Raw genomic sequence first — 22,184 nt, forward strand, 5'->3', positions numbered from 1 at the left:
GATGGAGACGTGGCGCCGCGGGGATCTGATCCTCGGCCTCTACGAGGTCCTGGACGTGGTGCGCACCGGGGGCATGGGGCTGGTGCACCGGGTCCGGCACCGCGGCTGGGACATCGACCTGGCGGTGAAGACCCCGCGCCGGGCCCTGGTCCGCTCACCGGACGCGCTGCGGGACTTCGCGCGGGAGGCCGAGGTGTGGGTCGGGCTGGGCCTGCATCCGCACCTCGCGAACTGTGTGTACGTCCGCACCGTCGACGGTGTGCCCCGGGTCTTCGCGGAGTGGGCGGACGGCGGCAGCCTCGCCGAAGCCGTCCGGGACCGGAGTCTCTACGCCGGGACCGGCGAAACCGACGGCAGCGACGGCAGCGACGGCGACTGCGGCGACCACGGATCCGTCGAACGCGGCGGGAACGTCGCCCTGGGGAGGGTGCTGGACGTCGCCATCCAGTCGGCGTGGGGGCTCGACCACGCGCACGAGAACGGGATCGTGCACCAGGACGTCAAACCCGCCAACGTGATGCTCACCCGGGACGGCACCGTCAAGGTCACCGATTTCGGCATGGCGCGGGCCCGCATGGTCGGCGGGACGGACGCCAGGGACCCGGATCCGTTCGTCAGCCGCGGCGGATTGACCCCCGCGTACTGCTCACCCGAGCAGGCCCGTTCGCCGGGCGGGCTCACGACGGCCACGGACACCTGGTCCTGGGCGGTCACCGTCCTGGAGATGTTCCTCGGCCGGCCGCCGGCCCCGGACGGGACCGCGGCGGGCGGCGTTCTCGACAGTCTCCCGCGCTCCGGGGCCCCGGACGCGATGCTGCCGGTGCCGGTCGAGGTGGCGGAGCTGCTCGGCGCGTGCTTCACCGAGGACCCGGCCGCGCGCCCCGGCCGGCTCGGGCCGCTCGCGGAGCGTCTGATCCGGTTGTACGAGCGGGACGTCGGCCCGTATCCCCGGCGTGCGCCGACCGCGGCCATCCTGCTCGCCGACGGCCTGTCGAACCACGCCCTGTCCCTGCTGGACCTCGGCCACCGCGACAGCGCCGAGGAGCTGTGGGCCCGGGCCCTGCGGGCGGATCCGCACCACCCGCACGCCCGCTACAACCGCGGGCTGCACCGGTGGCGGACCGGGGTGATCACCGACACCGAACTGGTCGACGAACTGGAGTCCGTGGCGGCCGGGGATCCGGGTGACGGGGTGGGGGCGCATCTGCTCGCGCTGGTCCACCGGGAACGCGGCGACCCGGACGCGGCCGCCGCTCTGCTGCGGGAGGTGGTCGCGCGCACGCCCGACGACGCGCAGGCCGCCGTCGCGCTCGCATCGGTCGAGGGCGTGCCCACGCCCGGACAGGCCGTCCTGCCGGGCGAGCACGACGACTGGATCACCGCCCTCGCGCTGACGCCGGACGGCCGGGTCGCGGTCTCGGCCGACGGATCCGGCGGGCTGCGGGTCTGGGACGTACCGGCGCGAGAATGCCGGCAGCGGCTGCGCATCGCGTATCAGCACGCCTCGTCCCTGGCGCTCCGCGACGACGGACGGCTCGTGGTCGTCGGCGGGGACACGAGACGGGCACTCGTGCTCGACCTCGACACCGGGACCGCGTGCGAACTGGGCGGGCACCCGGGCAGGACGGGGCCGGTCGCGCTGACGGCCGATCAGCGGCACGCGGTCACCGGCGGTTCCGGAGGGGAGACGGTCACGTGGGACCTGGAGACACTCCGGCCCCTGGACATCCGGCGGTTCGAGCGGCAGGCGGAAGTCCTGGGCGCCCGGGGCACCTTGTGCTCCCTCGTCGACCACCAGCGCCGCACAAGCGCCGTGTACGACGTGCGCACGGGTGAGCTGGTCCGGCGGTTCGACGGTACGCGAGAGGCCGCGCGGTTCAGCGGCGACGGCCGGCTCGCCGCGATCGGCGTCAGTGGCACCGGCGTCCGGCTAGTCGATCTCGCGTCCGGCGCGTCCCGGGGAGAACTGGGCACCGGGTACGGCCGGTTCGCCCTCGACCAGGACGGCACGGTCGGCTTCTCCAGCGGCGGACGCGACGAGCCGTCGCGGGTGTGGGACCTGGACAGTGGCCGGTGCCGCCTGTCCCTGGACCGGGCGCCCGACACGAAGGACGTCGTCCTGAGCGCGGCCGGGCGGGTCGCGGTGACCGCCGAGGGGAAGTCCGTGCGGGTGTGGTGGCTGCCGCCCCCGGGGCCGCCCGCCCCGTGGAGTCACGTCCGCCCGCACGGGGCTTCCGCCGTCACCGAGGCCGCCGGCCGAGCCGCGGCACTGCTGGCGGAGGCGGCCACGCTGGCGGGAGACGGGCGGCTCAGTGAGGCGGCGGACCGGATCCGCGCCGCTCGCGCGCTGCCGGGGCACCGGCGTCATGCCGAGCCGGTGCGCCTCTGGCGCCGCCTCGGTTCCCTCGGCCGCCGGACCGCACTCGTCGACGCCTGGCCCGCGGGCCGGATCGAGCCCGCGGAAAGCCGGTCGTGGGCTCTGGAGTTCAGCGGTCGCAGCCCCACCGTGCTGGCCCGCAACGGGAACGCCGCCGAGGCGTGGGTCTTCGACACCGTCACCGGACGGCTGCTGCACACCCTCAGCCTGCACACCGGCCACGTCGGTGCCGTGGCCATGACCGCCGACGGCCGGCTCGCGGTGTCCGGGGGCGACGACGGCCGGGTCGTCGTCTGGCAGCCGCGCGACGGACGGATCCTCCGGCTGTTCACCAGTCCCCGCGCCCCGGTGTACTTCGTCGCGGTCGGCGAGGACGGCCAGGTGGCGCTCGCGGGGACCGCCGACGGCCTGCTCTCCGCCTGGGACATCCCCGGCGGGCGGCACATCGGCTCCTGGGAGGCGCATACGGGGGCGATCGTGGGGGTGGCGGTCGGCGCCGATCACCGCTACGGGCTCTCACGCGGCCAGGACGCCGACGTGAAGATCTGGGATCTCACCGAAGGTGAACTCCGGTGGGTGCTGCCCGGGCACGGCGAGTGGACCGGTACCGCGCGGCTGAGCGACGACGGCCGGTTCGTGGTCACCGGTGGCGCCGACGCCGCGGTACGGGTCTGGCGGATCGCCGACGGGCGGTGCGCGGTGGCGCTCACCGGGCACACCGATGCCGTGACCGAGGTCCTGCCGAGTCCGGACAGCCGCCGGATACTGTCCTGTTCGGTCGACGGCACCGTCCGGCTCTGGGACGCCGAGGAGGCGCGGTGTGTCCACGTCCTGGCCGGGCACACCGGCGCCGTGCTCGGTCTGGCCGTCACCCCGGACTTCCGGCTCGCGGCGTCGGGCGGACAGGACCGGACGGTCCGGCTGTGGGACCTCACGACCGGCCGGCGGCTGCGCGCCTTCACGGGCCTCGCGCAGGACGTCACCCGGGTCGCCCTGGCCCCCGACGGGACACTGCTGCTCGCCGGTGACCAGAGTGGCCGCCTGCTGACCTGGGCCCTGGACTGGGAGTACGACTTCTCGGGTGCCGGCTCGCTGCGCCCCGGCACCGCGGACGCGCTCGACGAGCTGCGGGACGAGGTCACCGTCGCACTGCCCTCCCGCGAGGACGACCGCCCGGCGCTCGTCGAGGCGTGTGCCCGCCTCGGCGACCGGCAGCGGGACGCCGTCGTCCGTACGCTGGAGCTGGTCCGGGAACTGGAGAGGGTCCTCTCGCGCACCGACGCCGGATACCGGATCTACCTGCACGAGGTGGCCGAGGACGCGGCGAGCAGGGAACCCACGAGCACACCGAGCACGGCCGAGCGACTCGTGCTGCTGCTGCGCCCGGAGGCGGAGCTGGACCGGTCCGAGGAGTTCTGGGCCGGGTTCTTCGCCGATCAGCTCCTGGACGACCTCGTCACACTCTCCGAGGCCGCCCCGACACTGAGCCGCGAGGGCGATCCGGTCTCGGCGGAGCACGCGTGGCGACTCGTCGTCGACGTCCGCTCCCACCTCTGGGACGCCGGGTACCTCGACACGCAGGAGGCCATGCTCGGCTGGGCCGCGGTCCTCGCCGACCTGCGCCGGGAGCCGGAGGCCCTGGCGCTGGTCCGGGCGGTCGCAGAAGAGCGCGTCCAGGACCTGGGCCCGGACCACCCCGCCACTCTGGTGGCGAACACGACCCTCGCGGCCCTGCTCTCGGCGAGCGGCGAACAGGCGGAGGCGGAAGGGCTGTACGGCGACCTGCTGCCCCGGCTCGTGGAGCTCTTCGGTCGCGACGACGGCCGCACGCTCGACGCCCGGGTGGGGCTGGCGCGCGTACATCACCGGCTCGGGCGGCCGGACGGGGCCGAGCCGGTCCTGCGGGAGGTACTGGCGAAGCGGCGGCTGCTGCTGGGCGACGACCACCCGGACACCCTCGCGGTCCAGGCCGAGCTGGAGAGCCTACGAGAGTCCGTTCCGGAGCCGGGGAACCCGGCACGGCGACGAGGAAGGTGGCGGCGATGGAGGAAGCGATGATCCCGGGCCGGTCCAGTCTCGCGGCCCTGACCACCGGCAAGGCGTTCATGTCCCAGATCGGGGCGTTCTTTCCCGTGCGGATGGCCTTGCGGGACGGCGAGTTCACGGCCGTGCTCATGATGCGTGCCGACGACCTCGGGCATCGCACCAGCGGGCCGTACACACCCCAGCGGCCCCCGTCCGACGCGACGGACTGGGCCGGGCTGCGGGCGGGCAACGCCCTGGCGGGGCATCTTCCCCGCTTCCGCATCGACGCGAGCGGCCTGTGGCCGCGTATCCACGTCGAACTGCTCGGCACCGCCGTCCACGGGCTGATCGTCATGCCGGAGGAGGTGACCGCCGCGTCGGTGAACGCGCCGTACCTCGGCGCGTGGCAGGAACAGGTCTCGCTGTCCGTGCGGGTCGCGCTCGACCTGATCACCGAGTGGCTCACGGACTGTCACCACCGGGCCGGAGGCGCCGAACCGTCGATCGACCTCGATCTGGTCTACCGGCCGGACGACGCCTACGAGACCCGGCTCGCCCGGGCCGACCAGCGGATCCGGGACCTCGTCCCGCCGGTACGAGCGGTCCTCGAACTGCGCTGGCGCTCCGCCGGCCGGGCCCAGCGCCGGGCCTTCACGAAGAACCTGAGAGACGCCCGAAGGACCGGACCCCGGTCCGGCCGGCGGCTGAGTCTCTGGCTCGGCGACATCCAACTGGAGGTGCCGGCCTGAGACCCAGCCGCCGGGCCGGCGAGCGCGGACCACGACAGGGGTGCCCGGTCATCGCGAGCTCCGGCGCGGAAGCCGAGGCCGGGCTGCCGGATACGCCCCCTGGTGCGTCCGGCTGGCGACCTGAGTCAGAGAGTCGTCGGGCAGCAGGCGGCGGCTGTGCCGAGGATCTCGTCGGCTGTCTTCGTCCGGACGAACGGTCCGGGGTGCTCGTTCCGGTCGACGAGCCAGGACCGGATGTCGCGTGCGGGAGCTTGGACGGAGCGGTGGACGGAGCGGTGGACGGAGCGCCTGAGCCTCTTCCGGGTCGGCTCGGCGAACCACCGCTCGACCAGGTCCAGCCAGTACGCGCCCGTCGGCGTGAAGTGCGGGTGGAACCGCGGGTGGGCCGGCGGCCACTTCCTGGTGTCGGGTGCCTCGTGGGCCGCGTGGTCGTCCGGGATCAGGTGGACGTGTGGAGCAGCCGGGACCTCCTTGTCCGGCTTCGTGCGGAACTCTAGAACTCCGCTGCCCGGTGGCGGCGGTGCGGGGAGCCGACGACCTTGCCGGTGGCGGCCTCCAGGGCGGTGAAGGGGGTGGTGGTGCCGGCGCGGACGTGGTCGTGGCCGCGGCGTCCGGGAACGCCGGGCATCATCGGCGGGACCGGCCGGGACCTGTTCAGGGCCTGGATCCGCGACTTCTCGTCCACACGGAGCACCAGGGCCTTCTCCGGCGGGTCGGGGCAGAGGGCGGCGAGGTCGCGGACCGTGTCGATGAACAGCGGGTCGGTGGACGGCTTGAACGTCGGCGACCGGTGAGGTGCCGGGGCGAACGCCCGCCGGATCCGCGAGATGGTCGACTGCGACAGGCCCGTGGCCGCGGCCGTCGACCTGGCCGACCAGTGCGTGGCGTCCTTCGGCGTCCACTCAAGGCTCCTGACGACGACCCGCTCGACGTCCGCATCGGTGATCCCGCGTGGGACGCCCGGGCGCGGGTCGTCGCACAAGCCGTCCGGACCTCGCTCGATGAAGCGGCGCCGCCACGTGCGGACCGTGTCCGGCGTGACCCGCAGCCCGCGGGGCACCTCCGTGACCGAGTACCCCCCGGCGGGCGTACTCCGGCACGATCCGCGACCGCTGAGCCAGGGCCCGGGCCGCCGTCCGGCGGCGCAGCCGGCCCTCCCGCACCGTCCGCTGGGCATCGGTCACCGACAACGGCGGAGTCCTCGGGCCCGGACGGCTCATGCCCGACCAACGGCAGATCTTCGACCCGGGTCACTGGCGCCCGGCGACCTCGGCGTCGGCCCAGGCGAGGAGGTCGACGGTGAGGGGTTCACCTGCGGTCCCGACGCCGCGCTCCACCGCGTCGAGGCCGAGCAGGTGGACCGAGGTCCGGTCGCGGCCGTGACGCCGCATGAACAGGCCGCCGCCGTCCCCGTCGTCGCCCACGAGCACCCAGTGGGGCGCGCGGGCCCCGACGCCGTGGGCGGCGTTGTGCTCCCGGATGACGTGCGGCCCGTAGAGGCGCCCGCCGCCGGGCAGCAGGACGCCGGGGGCGGAGCGCCACAGCCGGGCCACCGTGGGGTTGGGGCCGTCGCGCAGGCCGAGGGCGAGGGCGGTGCGCACGGTCAGGAACCCGGCGAAGGAGTCCGCGATCCGCTCCTCCTCGCCGGTGAAGGGGTCCCGGCGGACCACGGCGCACTCCTCGCCCTCCCACTGGTCCAGCGCGAGGAGACAGGCGCCCTCGCAGCCGTCGTCCCAGAGGCCGATCCGGTCGCCCTCGCGGCGTCCGACGAGGTCGTCGGCGTCGAGGCGCACCCCGGCCGGCGCGACGGTCACGACGTCGGTGCCGTCCACCGTCCCGGAGCCGTACTCCGCGAGCCACCACCGGAACGACGCGGGCAGCGGGCCCACCTCGGCCTCGGCCGCGCGGATCGCCGGTTCCGGGCAGCCGCGCCCCGCCATCGCGCGGACGGCCGGTGACATGTCGATCAGTTCGCGCAGGAGCGAGGGGTCGGGGCGCACCGGCGCGATGATGCCACACGAGGCCGGCGCACGGTCGCCGACGGTCGGGGCACCCCGCCCGCACGGGCCGTTCACGGTACGAGCCGCGCGCCCCGCCCACCGCCGCCCGGGGCTCGCCGAACCGCTCCTCGCCGGGCCGACCCGGAAGAGTGCCGCGCACCGCCCAGCGCGCGGCACCCTGTCCGAGCCGCCCGCCGCGCACCCGCCCGCAGACGGGTGCGGCCCCGGTTCCGGCCCCGGCCCGGCCCCGGGCTCGCCGTCGCCGCCGCCATCGCCTCGGCGCACGGCGGACGTCCGGAACCGGACAGCCGTCCCGGCGAGGGCCGCGTCCCGCCCGCCGCCGCCCATCGCCTCCGCCGTGTTCCACGGCGTACCGCACGGGCACGCCTCCGACCCCGCGTCCGGTCCGGTGTCCGGCGGCCCGGGACACGGCCGACCGGCGCGCGCCGGAGCCGTACCGGGGTGCGCCGCGGGGGCCCCGGTCTCCCGCCCACCGCCGCCCCCCACCGCCGGACGCGTCGCGCCGCGCAGCCACGGATGGCCGGAAACCGACGGTCCGCCGTCCGCTGGCACCGGATGCCAGCGGAATGACAGCGGCAGGCACCCGGAACGGTGAGCGGTGCCCGCTGCAATGGTCCCGTACCCCCTCGGAGCCGCCGCCGGGCGGCCCGGGCCCACTCAACGGGAGGCGTCATGAACAAGGACCTGAGCACCCTCGCGGACGAGATCCTCGAGCTGGAGGCCGAGACCTTCGAGATCTCCGACTACTCGGACGCCAGCGAGGTCGTGCTGGCCGGCTGCACGAGCACCAGCTCCACCTCGACCTCCAGCTCCACCTGCAGCACCACCTCCTGCTCGGCCTGACGCCGGGACCGGCGCGGTGAACGCCCGGTCGGCACCTCCCAACACGGGGGTGCCGACCGGGCCTTCGGCATGTCTTCGGACGAACTCCCGCACATGGCCGGAAACTTGATCACCGCGCGGTGAACATTGACCGAACACTGTCGTCCGCCCCGCGCACGCCCCCGGTAGAACCCTTCCTTCACCGCGCGCCCCGGCCAACCCTTCTCACCAGTAACAACGCTGTTTTCCAGGGCACTTGACGCCCGGCCGGGAATCGCAGCCCGTCGGGAACGTCTCCATGACCTCCTCTTGACCCGCGTTCTACGCAGGTAGACACTCACCACTGCCGCAAGGCCGATCGATGTCGTGCGCACCCGGCATCCACTTTTTCGGACAGATCACGATGAGTCGGTTCGGCAGGTGTTTCGAAGGTCTCGGGGGAAGCATTGCGATTTCAATTGCTCGGCCCGCTCAGCATCACCGACGGCGGTGACGCGGTCGTCCTTCCGACCGCCAAGCCGACCTCGCTGCTGGCGGCGCTGCTGCTCCGTCCCGGCGAGGTGGTCCCCGTGGACCGGCTGCGCCAGGCCGTCTGGGGCGAGGACCAGCCGGCCACGGCCAAGGCCGCCCTGCAGAGCTGTGTCCTGCGGCTGCGGCGGCTGTTCGCCAAGTACGACATCGAGGACCAGGCGGTCGTGGCGGTCGCGGGCGGCTACCGGCTCCCGGCCGACGACGACACCCTGGACCTGCTGCACTTCCGGAGCCTGGTGGCCCGCGCGGCCGTCGGCGGGGAGTCCGAACTCCCCCTCTTGCGCGGAGCGCTCGCCCTGTGGCGGGGGCCGCTGCTCGCCAACGTCTCCTCCGATCTGCTGCACCGCGACGAGGTGCCCCGGCTGGCCGAGGAGCGACTGCGGGTGCTGGAGCGCGTCTGCGAGATCCAGCTCGCCCAGGGGCGATGTCGGGAGGTCCTGGTGGACCTCTGGGAGGCGACCCGGGACCACCCCCAGCACGAGGGGCTGACCGCCCAGTTGATGCGCGCGCTGTACCGCGAGGGACGGCAGATGGAGGCCCTGGCCGAATACCGCAGGATCAGGACCCGGCTGCGCGACGAGCTGGGCGTCGATCCCGGCGCCGAACTGCGCCGCCTGGAACTGGCCATCCTGCGCGGCGACGAACCGCGCGGACCCGTCCGGGAGGCGGCCCTGACCGTCCGGGGACCGCGCCCGGCCGCCGGGACCGACGGCCCGCACCCCCCGGCCGGGCCGACCGACGGCCCCGCCGCGGCGGAGGACCCCGCCGTGAGCCGTCCCGCCACCGCCCCCGAGGGCGGCCCGGTCACCCGCTCCCCCGGTGCCGCCCCCCGCTCCCCCGGTCCCGCGGCCTCGCCCGGCCCCCGACTCCCGCACGTCCCCGGCTTCACCGGGCGCGCCCCGGCCAGCGCCGATCTGGTGGACCGTCTCCGGAGCGCCGGACACCGGGACGGGCCGGCCGCCGCCCCGGTGACGGCGCTGGTCTCGGGCGGCCCCGGCATGGGCAAGACCGCGCTCGCCCTGCACGCCGCGCACGCGGTGGCCGACCGCTACCCCGTCGCCGTCCTGCTCCCGCTGACCGGCCCGGACGGGACCCCCCGGCGCGCCGTCGAGGCGGCGAGGGAGCTGGCCGGGGCGCTGCCCCCGGCCGCCCCGCCCGAGGACTGCCTGGTGATCCTGGACGACGCCGTCCACCCGGACCAGGTGCGCGGGGTGCTGGACCTGGCCCGCTGCGGCGCGGCGGTCGTCACCAGCAGGATGGGGCTGGCCGCCCTGGTCGCCACCCACGGTCCGGCCGTGCTGCACCTGGGCGCACTGCCGCCGCGGGAGTCCCACGCGCTCCTCACCACCGTCCTCGGCACCGAGCGGGTCGCGGCCGAACCCGCCGCCGCCCGGAGCCTGGCCGCCCTGTGCGGACACGTTCCGCTGGCCCTGCGGATCGCCGCGGCCCGGCTGCTGACCCGTCCCAAGCTGCGTCTCGCGGACTGCGCCGCCTGGCTGCGGCGGGACCTCCCGGCCCGGCTGGCGCTGCCCGACGACCCCCGGATGTCCGTGCCGCAGGCCCTCGACGGGGCGCTGGATCGGCTGCCCGATCCGCTGGCAGGGACGTATCTGCGCCTGGCCCGGCTGGACGGGCGGATCACGGCGCCGGAGGCGGCCACCGTCCTGTCCGTCCCCGAGACCCAGGCCGAGGTGCTGCTCGAACGGCTGCTGGACACCGGGCTGCTGGACGAGGAGCAGCCCGGGGACCTCCGGATGAACCCCCTGTTCCGCGCGCACGCGCGGCTCAGGGCCGCCCGGGCCGGGGGCGTCCCCCGGCCCGTCGCCGCCACCGCGCGGCACGCCCTCCCCTCCGGGGCCGTGTGACGCGCACGGCCCCGGAGGACGCGCCGCGGCGGGCCTCCCCGTCCCGCCCGGCCGCCGTCCGCTCCCCCGCCCCTCGACTCCTCCCGCTCCCCCGTCCCCCGCTCCCGCTCCTCGGCCCGGCCCCCGCCCCCGCTTCCCCGCCCCGCTCGCTCGTCCGACCCCCACCCCGCCCCGCTCGCTCGTCCGACCCTCCCGTCCGGCCCGCCGGGCCCGACTTCGCTGCCCGACTCCCCCGTTCGACTCCCCCGTTCAGCTCCCCCGTTCAGACCCAGCGGCCACCGGCCGCGCTCCGGAGGTGTGACCCCCGCATGCCCACGACGCCGTACGAGGAGACCGCCGGCACCCGTCCCCGGGTGCGACGCGACGTGCTGTTCACCGAGACCCCGGGCGGGGTGATCTTCCACAACGCCGACGGCGGATTCCAGGTCAGCTCGCCGTCCGCCTACCGCTTCGCCACCCTCCTCGTCCCGCACCTCGACGGGAGCCGCACGGTGGCGGAGATCTGCCGGGGCTTCAAGGACCCGCAGAAGGCGATGGTGGGGGGCCTGGTCAAGGCGCTCTACTCACGGGGCTTCGCCCGGCCCGTGACCGGACCCTCCGGAGACGGCACGGACGTCGCCCCCGTGGCCGGGGCGGTCGCCGCCCGCTTCGCCCAGCAGATCGCCTACCTCGACCACTACGCGGACGGCGCCGAGCGGAGGTTCGCCGCGTTCCGCGCCACCCGGGTGGCCGTCCTGGGCGACGGTCCGGTGGCCCGCTGGTGCGCCCTCTCCCTGATCCGCAACGGCGGCGCCCATGTCGCCGTGGAGTCCGCCCTGGCCGAGGGTTCCGCCACCGCGGGGGAGTTCGGCGCCCTGCGGGACGAGGCGGCGGGGCTCACCGGGGAGGGCAGCCCGGCCGAGGTCGTGGTACTGCCGGACGCCGCGGCCGGGGCGGAGGCCGGCTGGGAGGCGTACGAGGGGTACGACGTGGTGGTGGCCGCCTGCGGCCGGGACGCGTTCCGGACCGCGGTCTCCCTGCTCCGCCGGGGGGTCCCGGACGGACGCGTACTGCTCCCGGCCTGGACCCTGGGCGGCCGCGCGGTGGTCGGGCCGGTCACCGCCCCGGGCTCCGGGGCGTGCGCGGTCTGCGCGGCGCTGCGGCTGGGCGCGAACGGCGACCCCGCGGTCGCGGCGGACCTCTGGAGCGGGCTGGCCCTCGGCCGCGGCGCCACCGGTCCGGCACCGCGCGGGCCACTCGCCGCGATGCTCGGAAACCTGCTCGGCTACGAGGTCTTCCGGCTCGTCACCGGGGCGCTGCCGGCCGAGACCCGGGACCAGGTGCTGCTCCAGGACATGGCCTCCTTCGACGTGCTGGCGGAGCGGCTGCTGCCGCACCCGCGCTGCCCGTTCTGCCGGACGCCGTCCGCCGCGCCGGAGCCCGTCGACCTGACGGCGGCGCCCGCCCGGCCGGTGTTCGAGCCGGTCGTCGCCGCCGCCCCGGACGACGGCGCGACCGAGGGTCCGCTCGCGGAACTCGACCGGCGCTCGCTCGCCGTCCGGCCGTCGGTCGGCGTGTTCACCCGGTACGCCGACGAGCCGGTCACCCAGCTCCCGCTGAAGGTGGGGGCCGTGGAGGTCGGTCTCGGCGCGGCCGGGACACGGACCGTCGCCGCCTTCGACGTCCAGCACACGGCGGGCGCGCGGCTGCGGGCACTGAACGCCGCCGCCGGGGTCTACGCGGAGCACGTGGTGCCCCCGGCCCCGGCCGGGCCCGACCACGGCACGCTCCCGGAGGTCGCCCCGGAGCGGCTGACGGCGGCCACCGGCGCGGGCGACGGTCCGGTCGCCTCCTGGTCGGCGGCCGTCTCCCTGGTGACCAAGGAGCAGGCGCGGGTGCCGTCCGGTGCGGTGCGGCCCTTCGGCCCGGACAACGCGGACCGCCGGTTCGAGCCCTCCCGGGCCGGGACCGGGGCGGGCGGCGGCCTGCCGGAGGCCGCGGCGGCCGGTCTGCTCTCCGCGCTCGCCCAGGACGCCCTGCGGCGGGCCGTGCGGGGGACGGGCCACACGTCGGTGATCCCGCCGGAGGCGTTCGGCGACGATCCCGAGGCCACCTTCCTGCTGCGGTCCGCCGGGCACCTGGGACACGCGGTCGAACTCCTCGACCTCGGGGAGGCCGGGCACAGCGGGGCGTCCGTGGTCCTGGCCCGGACGGTGCCGCCGCCGGCGGCCGTACCCGGGGGGACGGAGGCGGAGGCCGGAACGGGCGGGGCGGAGGCCGGAACGGGCGGCGGACCGGCGAGCGCCGCCGGGCGGGACGCCGGTGCCGGGACCGGCGGGGGGCGGGCGCCGGTCCGGTGGGCCGTCGGTGCCGCCCTGGAGCGGACCGCCGCGGCCACCGACGCCCTCCGTGATCTGCTGGGTGCCCTGCAACTCGACGCGGAGGGCGTGCTGGAGGGCGCCGACACCGGGGACCCGCTGCTGGTGGACCTGGACGCGGCGCTGGTCCCGGTCACCGGCCCGGCCGGTGCCGCCGCACCGGCCGCCGACGGCGCACCGGTGGCCTGGGCGGACGTGCTGGAGCGGCTGGCCGCCGCCGGGCGGGACGCGTTCGTGGTGCCGACCCACGCCGCCGACCTGCCCGCCGCCGGCATCCGCACCGTGCGGGTGCTGCTCACGCAGGCGGCCGCCGATGACCGCTGACCTCGCCGCCGCCACCGATGACCGCGCCGTGCCCGGCCGGCCGGGCACGGTCCCCGAGGCACGCGTCGCCGCGCCCGCCGTCGTCGCGCCCTCCGTCGTCGCGGCGGACGCCGACGGACCCGGGGCGGCCCGGCAGGAGGCGTGCCGCCTCTTCGCCGAGGACCTCCGCCGGGCCCTGGCGGAGCTGCCCGCCGCGCCGGGCGGCCCTCCGCTGCCCGGTGTCACGGTCGCCGCGCTCGGGGTGCGGGACGCCTTCACCGCTCCCGCCACCGCCGAGCGGGCGGCGCGCACGACCCTGCCGGTGCACCTGTACGGCCGCCAGGTGATCGTCGGGCCCCGGCCCGCCCCGGGACGGCCCGGCTGCGGCGGATGCCTGCGCCGCCGCTGGCAGGGGGTGCGCTCGGTCGGACTGCGGGAGGGACTCGAACTGCGCGGCGGGACGAGGGAGTCGGGGCCGTGGCCGTACCGGTCGCCGTTCGCCGCCCAGGCCGTGGCCGCCCTGATCGCCCGGCTCGGCGCCGCTCCGCCGGAGGCCGGGGGCCCCTTCCCGGACGTCTGGCTGCTGGACCTGGACACCCTGACGGTACGTCACCATCCGCTGGTGCCCGAGCCGGACTGCCCCGGCTGCGGTGAACCGGAGCCGGTGACCGCGGAGTCGGCCGCCCTGGTGCTGCGGTCCGCGCCGAAGTACCGGCCGGGCGTCAGCCGGGTCCGGCCGGTGGAGGCGTACCGGCTGCCGGTCGACGCGTTCGCCAACCCGCACTGGGGGGCGGTCGGTCCGTCGGTGGTGTGCGACGTGACCTCGCCGACCACCTCGGCCACCGTGGGCTGCTTCTCCAGCCGTTCCGGCGAGTACCTGCGGGAGACCTTCTGGGGCGGTCACGCCGACACCTACCACGACAGCACCCGCATCGGCGTGCTGGAGGGCCTGGAGCGGTTCGCGGGGATGCGGGCCCGGGGCCGCGACCTCACCCTGACGGCGGCCCTGGACGACCTCGGGCCGGACGCCGTGGACCCGCGCGAGACGGGGCTCTACACGGACGCCTTCCACCGGGACAACCCCTGGGTGCCGCCCTTCTCACCCACCCATCCGGTCCCCTGGGTGTGGGGCTGGTCGCTGCGGGACGGGCGGCCCCGCCCCGTTCCGGAGGTCCTGGCCTTCTACCACAAGCCCGGAATCGAGCACCGGTTCGTCCAGGAGAGCTCCAACGGCTGCGCCTCCGGGGGCAGTCCGGAGGAGGCGGTGCTCGGCGGACTCATGGAGGTGCTGGAGCGGGACGCGTTCCTGCTGGCCTGGCACGGGATGCAGCCGCTGCCCGAGATCGACCCGGCGACCAGCGCCGACCCGCACACCCGGGTGATGGTGGACCGGATGGCCATGTACGGGTACCGGGCCCGGTTCTTCGACACCCGGATCACCTTCCCGGTGCCCGTCGTCACGGGGGTCGCGGAGCGGTTCGACGGCGGTCCGGCCCGGATGTGCTTCGGGGCCGGGGCCGCCCTCGACCCGGAGGCGGCACTGGCCGCCGCGCTGTGCGAGATCGCCACCGACTCGGTGCAGCTCCTCCAGCGCTTCCGGCGCGACGAGGCCGCCTACCGGGGCATGGCCGAGGACTTCGGGCGGATCACCGGCCTGCACGACCATCCGCTGGTCTACGCCGTGCCGGAGATGGGCCGCCACGCCGACTTCCTGCTCCGCCGCCCCTCCCCGCCCGCGCCGGTGGCGGTCTCCGACCTGCGCTGGGAACGCGCCGACGGCTCGGGCCCCGACATCCGCGACGACCTGCTGCGCGCGGTGGAGGCGGTGACCGGGGCCGGGTTCGACGTGGTCGTCGTCGACCAGACGACACCCGAGCAGCGCGCGCTCGGCCTGACCACCGTGAAGGTGCTGGTGCCCGGACTGCTGCCGCTCGACTTCGGCTGGACCCGGCAGCGCGCCCGGCACATGCCCCGCACCCGCACCGCGCTGCGCGAGGCGGGGCTGCGGCCGGACGACCTGACCGCGGCCGGTCTCAACCCCGGCCCGCACCCGTTCCCGTGACCGGCCGGCCGCCCGGCCGGAACGGCGCCGCGCGCAATCCGCGCGGCCCGCACCGCCGGACCGCCCCGGCGCCCGCCCGGCGCACCGCGCCGGCGGCCCCACCGCCCGACCGCCCCACCGCCCGAGGAAAGGAGGACCCCCATGGGATACGCCCATGAGTACGCGCAGGCGATCCTGCATCGCGGCCGGGTCCCGATGGAGCCCACCGACCACGTCGTGAACTGGGCCGACGGCCCGCGCAAGGGCAAGTACTACCCGGACGCCGAGGCGTTCGCGCTGCCCGGCACCGAGGATCTCGCCGACGTGCCGGTCGCCCCGGGGCTGCTGCCCGGCACCGCCCCCGCCCCGGAGCCGGGCGCCGGTTTCGACCTGCGCCTGCTGTCCGCGATGCTCCGGGACTCCTACGGGCTGACCGGGCGCCGCCTCGGCGTCCAGGCCAACACCGATCTGCCCGGGCTGCCCTTCTACACCCACGCCAACTGGTCGCGCGGCACCTCGGGCGGCGGCGGGCTCTACCCGGTGACCATCCACTGGGCCTGCGGCCCCTCCGGTCCCCTCACCCCCGGGCTGCACCACTACGACGTCCACCGGCACGCCATGCAGCGGCTCCTGGCGGGCGACGTCACCGACCGGGTCCGCGAGGCACTCGGCCCGGACGCGCCCGGCTGGGCGCGGGACACGGACCAGTACCTGGTCCTCGGCGTCAAGTACTGGCAGAACTCCTTCAAGTACAACAGCTTCTCCTTCCACGTGGTCTCCACCGACCTCGGCACCCTCGTGCAGACCTGGCGGATCTGGGCGCTGGCCCGGGGGCTGCGGCTCGCCCCCGTACTCTGGTTCGACGAGCCCCGGCTGAACGAACTCCTCGGTGTGCGGGGCGGGGACGAGACGGTGTTCGGCGTCGTGCCGCTGCGCTGGGCCGTGCCCGGCGGGGACACCGCGCCCGCCGCCGGCGGTTCCGCCACCCCGCACCGTCCGGCCCCGGCGCCCGTCACCGCCCCTGACCCTGCGCCCGCCGCCGCCCCGGGCGCCGGCGGCCCGTCCTCCCGTCCGGCCGGGGCACCGCGCACCGACCCGGGCCACCGCCCCTCCGTCCGCCACCGGGACGCCGAGCGCTCCCGCACCCTGCTGGGCTTCGACGCCCTGGACGCCATGCACCGGGCGACCCTCGCCGGTGCCGCCGACCGGCCGCCCGCCGGTGCCCTGGCCCCGGCGGCGGCGCTGCCCACCGGGGACGGCGGCACCCGCGCCCCGCTCCCCCCTCCCCGGTTCCCGGCGACCGGACTGCGCCGGGCGCTGCGGGACCGGCGCTCCAGCTTCGGCCGCTTCGACGCCCGGCGGCCGGTCGGCGCCGGGGAGCTGTCCGCCGTCCTCGCCGCCTGCGCCGGGACCCGGCTGGCCGGGGACACCGATCCGCTGGACACCGTGCGCCTCGCCCGGCTCCACGCCTTCGTCGGCCACGTGGACGGCGTGGAGCCCGGCGCGTACGCCTACGACGCCGAGCGGGGCGACCTGCGGCTGGTCGCGGCCGGGCCGCAGGGCTCCTTCCTGCAGCGGAACTACTTCCTGGCCAACTACAACCTGGAGCAGGCCGGAGCCGTCCTGGTGCCCACCGTGCGCACCACCGCCGTGCTGGACGCCGTCGGGGACCGCGGCTACCGGCTCGCGGTCGGCACCGCCGGGGCCGTCGCACAGAGCTTCTACCTGGCCGCCGCGGCCCTGGGCCTGGGCGCCGGTGTGGCCCTGGGCTTCGACAACGTCTCCTACGTCGAGCGGCTCGGTCTCGCCGACGGGGACGAGGCCCCGCTGCTCATCATGGCCCTCGGTCACGAACGCCCCGGGCCCGCCGACTTCCGCCACGAGATCGCCTGACGGCCGCTAAGGACTCCCCATGACTTCCACAGACCCCGGCGCGCCCGTGCCCGCCACCGAGTCCGGGACCCACTGGGAACCCGGCCGCCGCTTCCTGCTGCGCGCCGCCGGACTGCCCATCGAGACCGTGCGCGGACTGCGCTGCCCGGAGACCCGCCGCTGGGCCGACGACGTCCTGGCCGAGGAGGAACGGCTGGCCGCGCAGGGGGCCGCGCTCAGCGACCTGCTGCACACCCTGGTCAAGGCCACCACCGGCCCCGACGGCGGGCAGGACGACCCCGCCGCGCGCCGCCGCCTGCTCGCCCTGCGGCGGCAGATCTTCAACAACCGGCTGCCCGCCGACCCCGGGGCCGCCGAACTGCTGGTGTCGGAGCGGGATCCGGAGGCCGGGCGACGCGTCGGGCGGTGGCTCCTGGACCGCGCCCGGCTGGACGGACGGCGCGCCGAGGGGGCGGAGCTGCTCGCCGGTGAACTCCGCGAGAGCCGGCGGTCGCTGCGCGCGTCGCTGGCCGACGACCGGCTGCGCCTCGGCCTGCTGCTCGCCTCGCCCGCCCTCGACGGGCGGCTGGACACCTATCTGCGCGACACGGCTGAGCGGCCGGGCAACCGGCTGCGCAAGATCGAGCGCGCCGCGCTGACCTATCTGTACCGGACGGCCTGCAAGACCAGCCCCTTCAGCACCTTCACCGGCATCGGCCTCGGCACCTTCGCCGGTGACCCGGCGGACGACGGGACCGAGCTGCGCACCGACGGGGACTGGGTCAGCCAGGTGCGGCTGAACGTGGTGGTGCTGGCCCGGATCACCGAACTGGTGATGGCCGACCCGCTGCGCCGCCGGGACCTCCCGGTGGTCCTCTCCCCCGGCTGGGGACGCGACGCCGACCGCATCCGCTACGTGCGCCACGTGACGACGGCGGGCGACGACAGCGCCGCCGTCACCTTCGACGCCGTCCGTGACCGGCTGTTCTACCTGCGCAGCAGCGGCACCCTGGAACGCCTCCTGGAGTGGCTCGGCGGCCGGGAGGCCCCGGTGCGCCACCGGGACCTGGTGGACTGGCTGGCGGCCGAGCACGACACCGGGCGCGAGGAGTGCGAGCGCTACGCCTCGGCCCTGGTCGACCTCGGCATGGTGCAGGTGCCGGTGCTGCGCGCGGACGTGCACGGCGGCGATCCGCTGCGCTCCTACCAGGACGCGCTGCGCTCGCTCCGGGTGCCGTGGGCCGACCGGCTGGCGGAGCTGCTGGACGGCCCGGCGGACTGCCTCGCCCGCTATCCGGGCGCCGGGGTCCGCGAGCGCCGGGACCTGCTGGACTCGCTGCGGAACCGGCTCCTGGAGGTGCAGCGGGAGCTGGGCGCGGACGGGTCGGCGGCCCTGCCGCAGACCCTGATGTACGAGGACGTGCGCACGGACGGGGAGGCGGTGTGCGGTCCCGCCGTGCTGGGCGGGGAGACGGGCCGGGCGCTGCGCGCGGTCGAGGGCGTCCTGCCGCTGTTCGACCTCACGCTGCCGCAGCGCGTCACCCTGCTGGGGTTCTTCCTCGCCCGCTACGGCCGGGGCGGGCGGTGCGACGACCTGCTCGGTCTGGTCCACGACTTCCACGAGGACTTCTTCGACCAGTACGTCTCCTTCACCTCCAAGCGGTCCGCCTTCGACGAGGAGGGCGGCTACCGGCCCGAGGAGAACTGGCTCGGGCAGCCCGAGATGAAGGCCCTCGACCGGGCCCGGCGCCACTTCCACGAGGGCATGCGCGCCCTCTGGCGGGAGGGCGGCACAGAGGCCGCGGAGATCGAGCTGCCCCGCGCGCTGCTGGACGGAGCCGCCGCCGAACTCGGCACGCTCAGCGGCCACTTCACCCCGCAGAGCCACCACCTCCAGCTCTCCCGCCCGCCCGGCGGCCCGCCCCTGGTGGTCCTCAACAAGTCCTACGGCGGACTGGCCTTCCCGTTCAGCCGCTTCACCCACCTCTACGACGGCCCCGGGGCGCAGGAACCGCCGCTGTCCGGCGCCCTGCGCGAGGAGATGGCGGCCCGGCGCCCCCGGGGAGCGGTGTTCGCCGAGGTCACCGGCGGCCCGGTCAGCAGCAACCTCAACCTGCACGGCCGCCTGACCGACCACCAGATCGTCTGCCCCGGCGAGACCAGTTCGGTGCCGGAGGAGGACCGCATCCACCTCGACGACCTCTACGTCGAGCACGACGAGGAGGCGGACCGCCTGGTGCTGCGCTCCCGCCGCCTGGGCCGGGAGGTCGTCCCGGCCTACTTCGGCTATCTGGTGCCGATCGCGCTGCCCGAGATCCCCCGCACCCTGCTCCTGCTCTCCCCCAGCACCATGGCCCCGTTCGACGTCTGGGCGGGCGTGCCGGAGGGCCCGGCCGAGGGCGGGGTCACCCGCAGGCCCCGGGTGCGGCACGGCGGCGTGGTGGTGTCGCGGCGGAGCTGGACCGCCGACGCCGGGGCGCTGCCGGTCCGCCGCGCCGGGAGCGGCGAGGAGGAGTACTACCTGGAGTTCCTGCGCTGGCGGCGCGCGCACGGGCTGCCCGACCGCTGCTTCGCCACGGCCTCCCGCTCCGGCCGGGGGCCCGTCGGGGCCAAGCCCGTGTACGTGGACTTCGACAGCCCGCTCTCGCTGGCCGCGTTCGACGCCCTGGTGGACCGCGAGCCCGGTACCCGGGTGGTCCTCCGGGAGATGCTCCCGTCCGAGGACGGCCTCCACCTCACCTCCCCGCGCGGCCGGCACGTGGCCGAACTCGCCGTGGAGACCTTCACCACCCGCCCCCTGCCGCACTCCGACCGGGAGGTCGCCCCGCCATGCCCGAACTGACCGAACCCGCGGCCTTCCCGGCTCCCCGGGACACCCCGGCGGCGGACGCCGCGGGGGACGCGCCCTGGCTGGCGCTGCACGTCTTCTACGCCGCCAACCCGCAGCCGCTCCTGGTCAACTGCGTCCGGCCGCTGGTGGACTCGCTCACCGGGGACGGCCTGCTGTCCGGCTACTTCTTCATCAACTACTGGCTGGAGGGGCCGCACGTGCGCCTGCGGCTGCGGCCCAGCGGCCCGGGGGCCGAGGCGGAGGTGCGGCGCCGGGCGGAGGAGGCGATCCGCTCCTTCCTCGCCTCCCGCCCGGCCCTGTACGAGGTCGACTCGGGCTTCCTGAAGGACTTCTACAACGCGCTCTTCGACATCGAGTTCCCCGACGGGGACCGGGACGCGTACATGGGTGCCGACGGCCGGATGAACCTGCGGCCCAACAACTCCTTCTCCTACGAGCCGTACGCCCCCGAGTACGCCAAGTACGGCGGCCCGGCCGGGGTCCGGCTCGCCGAGTGGCACTTCCGGCACTCCAGCGACCTGGTCCTGGAGGCGTACCGCGGCATGAACCTGCACCTGCGGACGGTGCTGCTGGGCACCTCCGCCCAGCTCATGATGGTGATGGCGAGCTGCTTCCTGCCCGAGGAGGAGCGGCTCGCGGACTACCTGGACTCCTACTACGCCTTCTGGCACCGGCTGTTCCCCGGCACCGGCTTCATCGGCTCGACCGAGTACGAGCGGACGTACGAGCGGATGGCGCCCACGCTGGGGGCCCGGTTCTCGCGGATCCGGCAGGCCGTGGACGGCGGTGACCTCAGCAGGCTCCCGGCGTTCCTGCGCCGCTGGGCCGAGCACTGCCTGGAACTGCGCGCGAGGGTGGAGGAGCTGGCCGGGCGCGGCGAGCTGGCCTTCCCCGCCTGGGAGGGCCCGGCCCGCGAGGACAGCGGGCAGCGGCGGACCCAGGAGCCGGACGCGGCGCCGCTGGTACCCGTCACCCATGTGCCGGCGGTGCTGCCCCGCCTGCTCTCGCCGTACATGCACATGACCAACAACCGGCTGCACGTGACCATCCGGGACGAGGCGTATCTGGCCTTCGTCCTGGGCAGGGTGCTGCGGGAACCGGCCGCCGGACGACAGGGGGCCTCATGAGCGCCACCGATCGCTCCGCCGGGAGACCCTCCGCGGCGGCCCCGGCCGCGGGCGGCTCCCCCACCGGCCGTGCCCCCGGCGGCCGTTCGGCGCCGGCGGCCCCCGCGGCCCCCTCCGCCGCCGAGCGTGCCGCCGCCGTGCGGGCCTACCGGCCGGCCCTGCGCCCGGGGGTGCTGATGAGCCCACCGCTGCTGCGCGGTCCGCGCACCGTGCACCTGATCAAACACCCGGTCAGCGGGGCCGCGTTCGAGGTCGGCCCCAAGGAGCACTTCGTCATCAGCCGCCTCGACGGCAGCCGGAACCTGGACGACCTGGTGTCCGCGTACGCGGACCGGTTCCGCCTGCGGCTCCCCGAGGAGCAGTGGACGCGGCTGCTGGGCCTGCTCGGCACCCGGGGCCTGCTCGCCGGATCCCCCGACCCCGCCCCGCCCGAGCCGGCGCCGGCCCGCACCGGGGGCTTCTGGAAGGGCAGCCGCCGCACCGTGGCGAACGCCCACGCGACCACCGGCCGCCTCTACCGCCCGCTGCGCCCGCTGCTGCGGCCATGGGTCCAACTGCCCTTGCTGGCCGCCGTCCTGGTGATGACGGGCGCTCTGCTGGCCCGTCCGGCGGCGCTCGTCGACGGGACGCTGGAGCTGCTGGCCCGGCCCCTGGCGCTGGTGCCGTTCGCCGTGTTCCTCTGGTTCAGCATCTGCCTGCACGAGCTGGCCCACGGCGTCGCCGCCCGGCACTACGGCGGCGTGGTCTCCGAGATCGGACTGCGCTGGCGCTTCCCGACCCTGATGATGTACTGCACCGTCGACAACTACCTGTTCCTGCCCGGCCTGCGGGCGAAACTGGTGGTCGCCGGGGCCGGGGCGTACGTCAACCTCGTGCTCCTGCTGCCCTTCGGGCTGTGGTGGTCCCTGCTGGACCCCTCCGACCCCGTGCGCCCGGTGCTGACCGGGATGCTGTTCGTCGGCACCGTCCAGGCCCTGAGCAACCTGGTGCCGCTGCCCCCGCTGGACGGCTACCGGATGCTCTGCCACCTGCTGGGCGCCGCCAGCCTCGCCCCGGAGACCCGGGCCTATCTGGCGCTGCGGCGCGGCGGCCGGGACGCCGTCGCCGCCTACCCGCCGCGGGCCCGCCGGGTCTACACCGGCTACGCCGTCTCCTGGACCGCCCTGGTGCTGCTCGCGGTGGCCGGCTCCGTCACCTGCGCCGTACTGCTGCTGCTCCGATGACCGCGGCCCCGAAGGACCAC

At 76.0% G+C, this 22,184-nt stretch carries 11 protein-coding genes and 1 pseudogene; 10 read left to right on the forward strand and 2 right to left on the reverse strand.

Annotated elements, in window-relative coordinates:
* The first annotated feature begins 1 nt into the window (after nucleotide 1).
* Together ACZ7LB_RS20880 and ACZ7LB_RS20885 are read left to right on the forward strand one after the other, a co-directional pair.
* The gene (locus ACZ7LB_RS20880) at nucleotides 2–4,435 is read left to right on the forward strand and encodes a WD40 repeat domain-containing serine/threonine protein kinase (RefSeq protein WP_471470151.1); all 4,434 of its coding nucleotides are present in this window, start codon (nucleotides 2–4) and stop codon (nucleotides 4,433–4,435) included.
* A complete protein-coding gene (locus ACZ7LB_RS20885) occupies nucleotides 4,420–5,151 on the forward strand; it encodes a hypothetical protein (RefSeq protein ID WP_471470153.1) in 732 nt (243 codons plus the stop codon). Before ACZ7LB_RS20880 ends, ACZ7LB_RS20885 begins: the two co-directional genes overlap by 16 nt.
* Nucleotides 5,152–5,266: 115 nt before the next feature.
* On the opposite strand, the pseudogene ACZ7LB_RS20890 reads toward ACZ7LB_RS20885, so the two are convergent.
* Together ACZ7LB_RS20890 and ACZ7LB_RS20895 are read right to left on the reverse strand one after the other, a co-directional pair.
* Nucleotides 5,267–6,371: pseudogene (locus tag ACZ7LB_RS20890) on the reverse strand (IS630 family transposase); the annotation flags it as partial.
* Between the two features lie 30 nt (nucleotides 6,372–6,401).
* Nucleotides 6,402–7,151 carry an SMI1/KNR4 family protein gene (locus tag ACZ7LB_RS20895; protein WP_471470155.1) on the reverse strand — a complete coding sequence of 250 codons (750 nt, stop codon included), beginning with the start codon at nucleotides 7,149–7,151 and terminating at the stop codon, nucleotides 6,402–6,404.
* 693 nt (nucleotides 7,152–7,844) lie between these two features.
* On the opposite strand from ACZ7LB_RS20895, the gene ACZ7LB_RS20900 reads away from it, so the two are divergent.
* From ACZ7LB_RS20900 to ACZ7LB_RS20935, 8 genes are all read left to right on the forward strand, one after another.
* Nucleotides 7,845–8,015, forward strand: a complete 171-nt coding sequence (locus ACZ7LB_RS20900) for a thiazolylpeptide-type bacteriocin (RefSeq protein ID WP_031128743.1) — start codon at nucleotides 7,845–7,847, stop codon at nucleotides 8,013–8,015.
* Between the two features lie 425 nt (nucleotides 8,016–8,440).
* Nucleotides 8,441–10,390, forward strand: coding sequence for an AfsR/SARP family transcriptional regulator (locus ACZ7LB_RS20905; RefSeq protein ID WP_471470157.1), 1,950 nt, complete (start codon nucleotides 8,441–8,443; stop codon nucleotides 10,388–10,390).
* 308 nt (nucleotides 10,391–10,698) lie between these two features.
* Complete coding sequence (locus ACZ7LB_RS20910; RefSeq protein WP_471470159.1) at nucleotides 10,699–13,071, forward strand: TOMM precursor leader peptide-binding protein; 2,373 nt, start codon at nucleotides 10,699–10,701, stop codon at nucleotides 13,069–13,071.
* Nucleotides 13,061–15,112, forward strand: coding sequence for a TOMM precursor leader peptide-binding protein (locus ACZ7LB_RS20915; protein WP_471470161.1), 2,052 nt, complete (start codon nucleotides 13,061–13,063; stop codon nucleotides 15,110–15,112). The genes ACZ7LB_RS20910 and ACZ7LB_RS20915 overlap by 11 nt, the downstream gene beginning before the upstream one ends.
* 141 nt (nucleotides 15,113–15,253) lie before the next feature.
* On the forward strand, nucleotides 15,254–16,984 hold the full coding sequence (locus ACZ7LB_RS20920) for a nitroreductase family protein (RefSeq protein ID WP_471470163.1): 1,731 nt from the start codon (nucleotides 15,254–15,256) through the stop codon (nucleotides 16,982–16,984).
* Between the two features lie 19 nt (nucleotides 16,985–17,003).
* Complete coding sequence (locus ACZ7LB_RS20925; protein ID WP_471470165.1) at nucleotides 17,004–19,805, forward strand: lantibiotic dehydratase; 2,802 nt, start codon at nucleotides 17,004–17,006, stop codon at nucleotides 19,803–19,805.
* Complete coding sequence (locus ACZ7LB_RS20930; protein WP_471470167.1) at nucleotides 19,793–20,941, forward strand: lantibiotic dehydratase C-terminal domain-containing protein; 1,149 nt, start codon at nucleotides 19,793–19,795, stop codon at nucleotides 20,939–20,941. The genes ACZ7LB_RS20925 and ACZ7LB_RS20930 overlap by 13 nt, the downstream gene beginning before the upstream one ends.
* Nucleotides 20,938–22,164, forward strand: coding sequence for a metalloprotease (locus ACZ7LB_RS20935; RefSeq protein ID WP_471470169.1), 1,227 nt, complete (start codon nucleotides 20,938–20,940; stop codon nucleotides 22,162–22,164). The genes ACZ7LB_RS20930 and ACZ7LB_RS20935 overlap by 4 nt, the downstream gene beginning before the upstream one ends.
* Nucleotides 22,165–22,184 lie beyond the last annotated feature (20 nt).

The organism is Streptomyces sp. NPDC107521 (assembly GCF_055598485.1).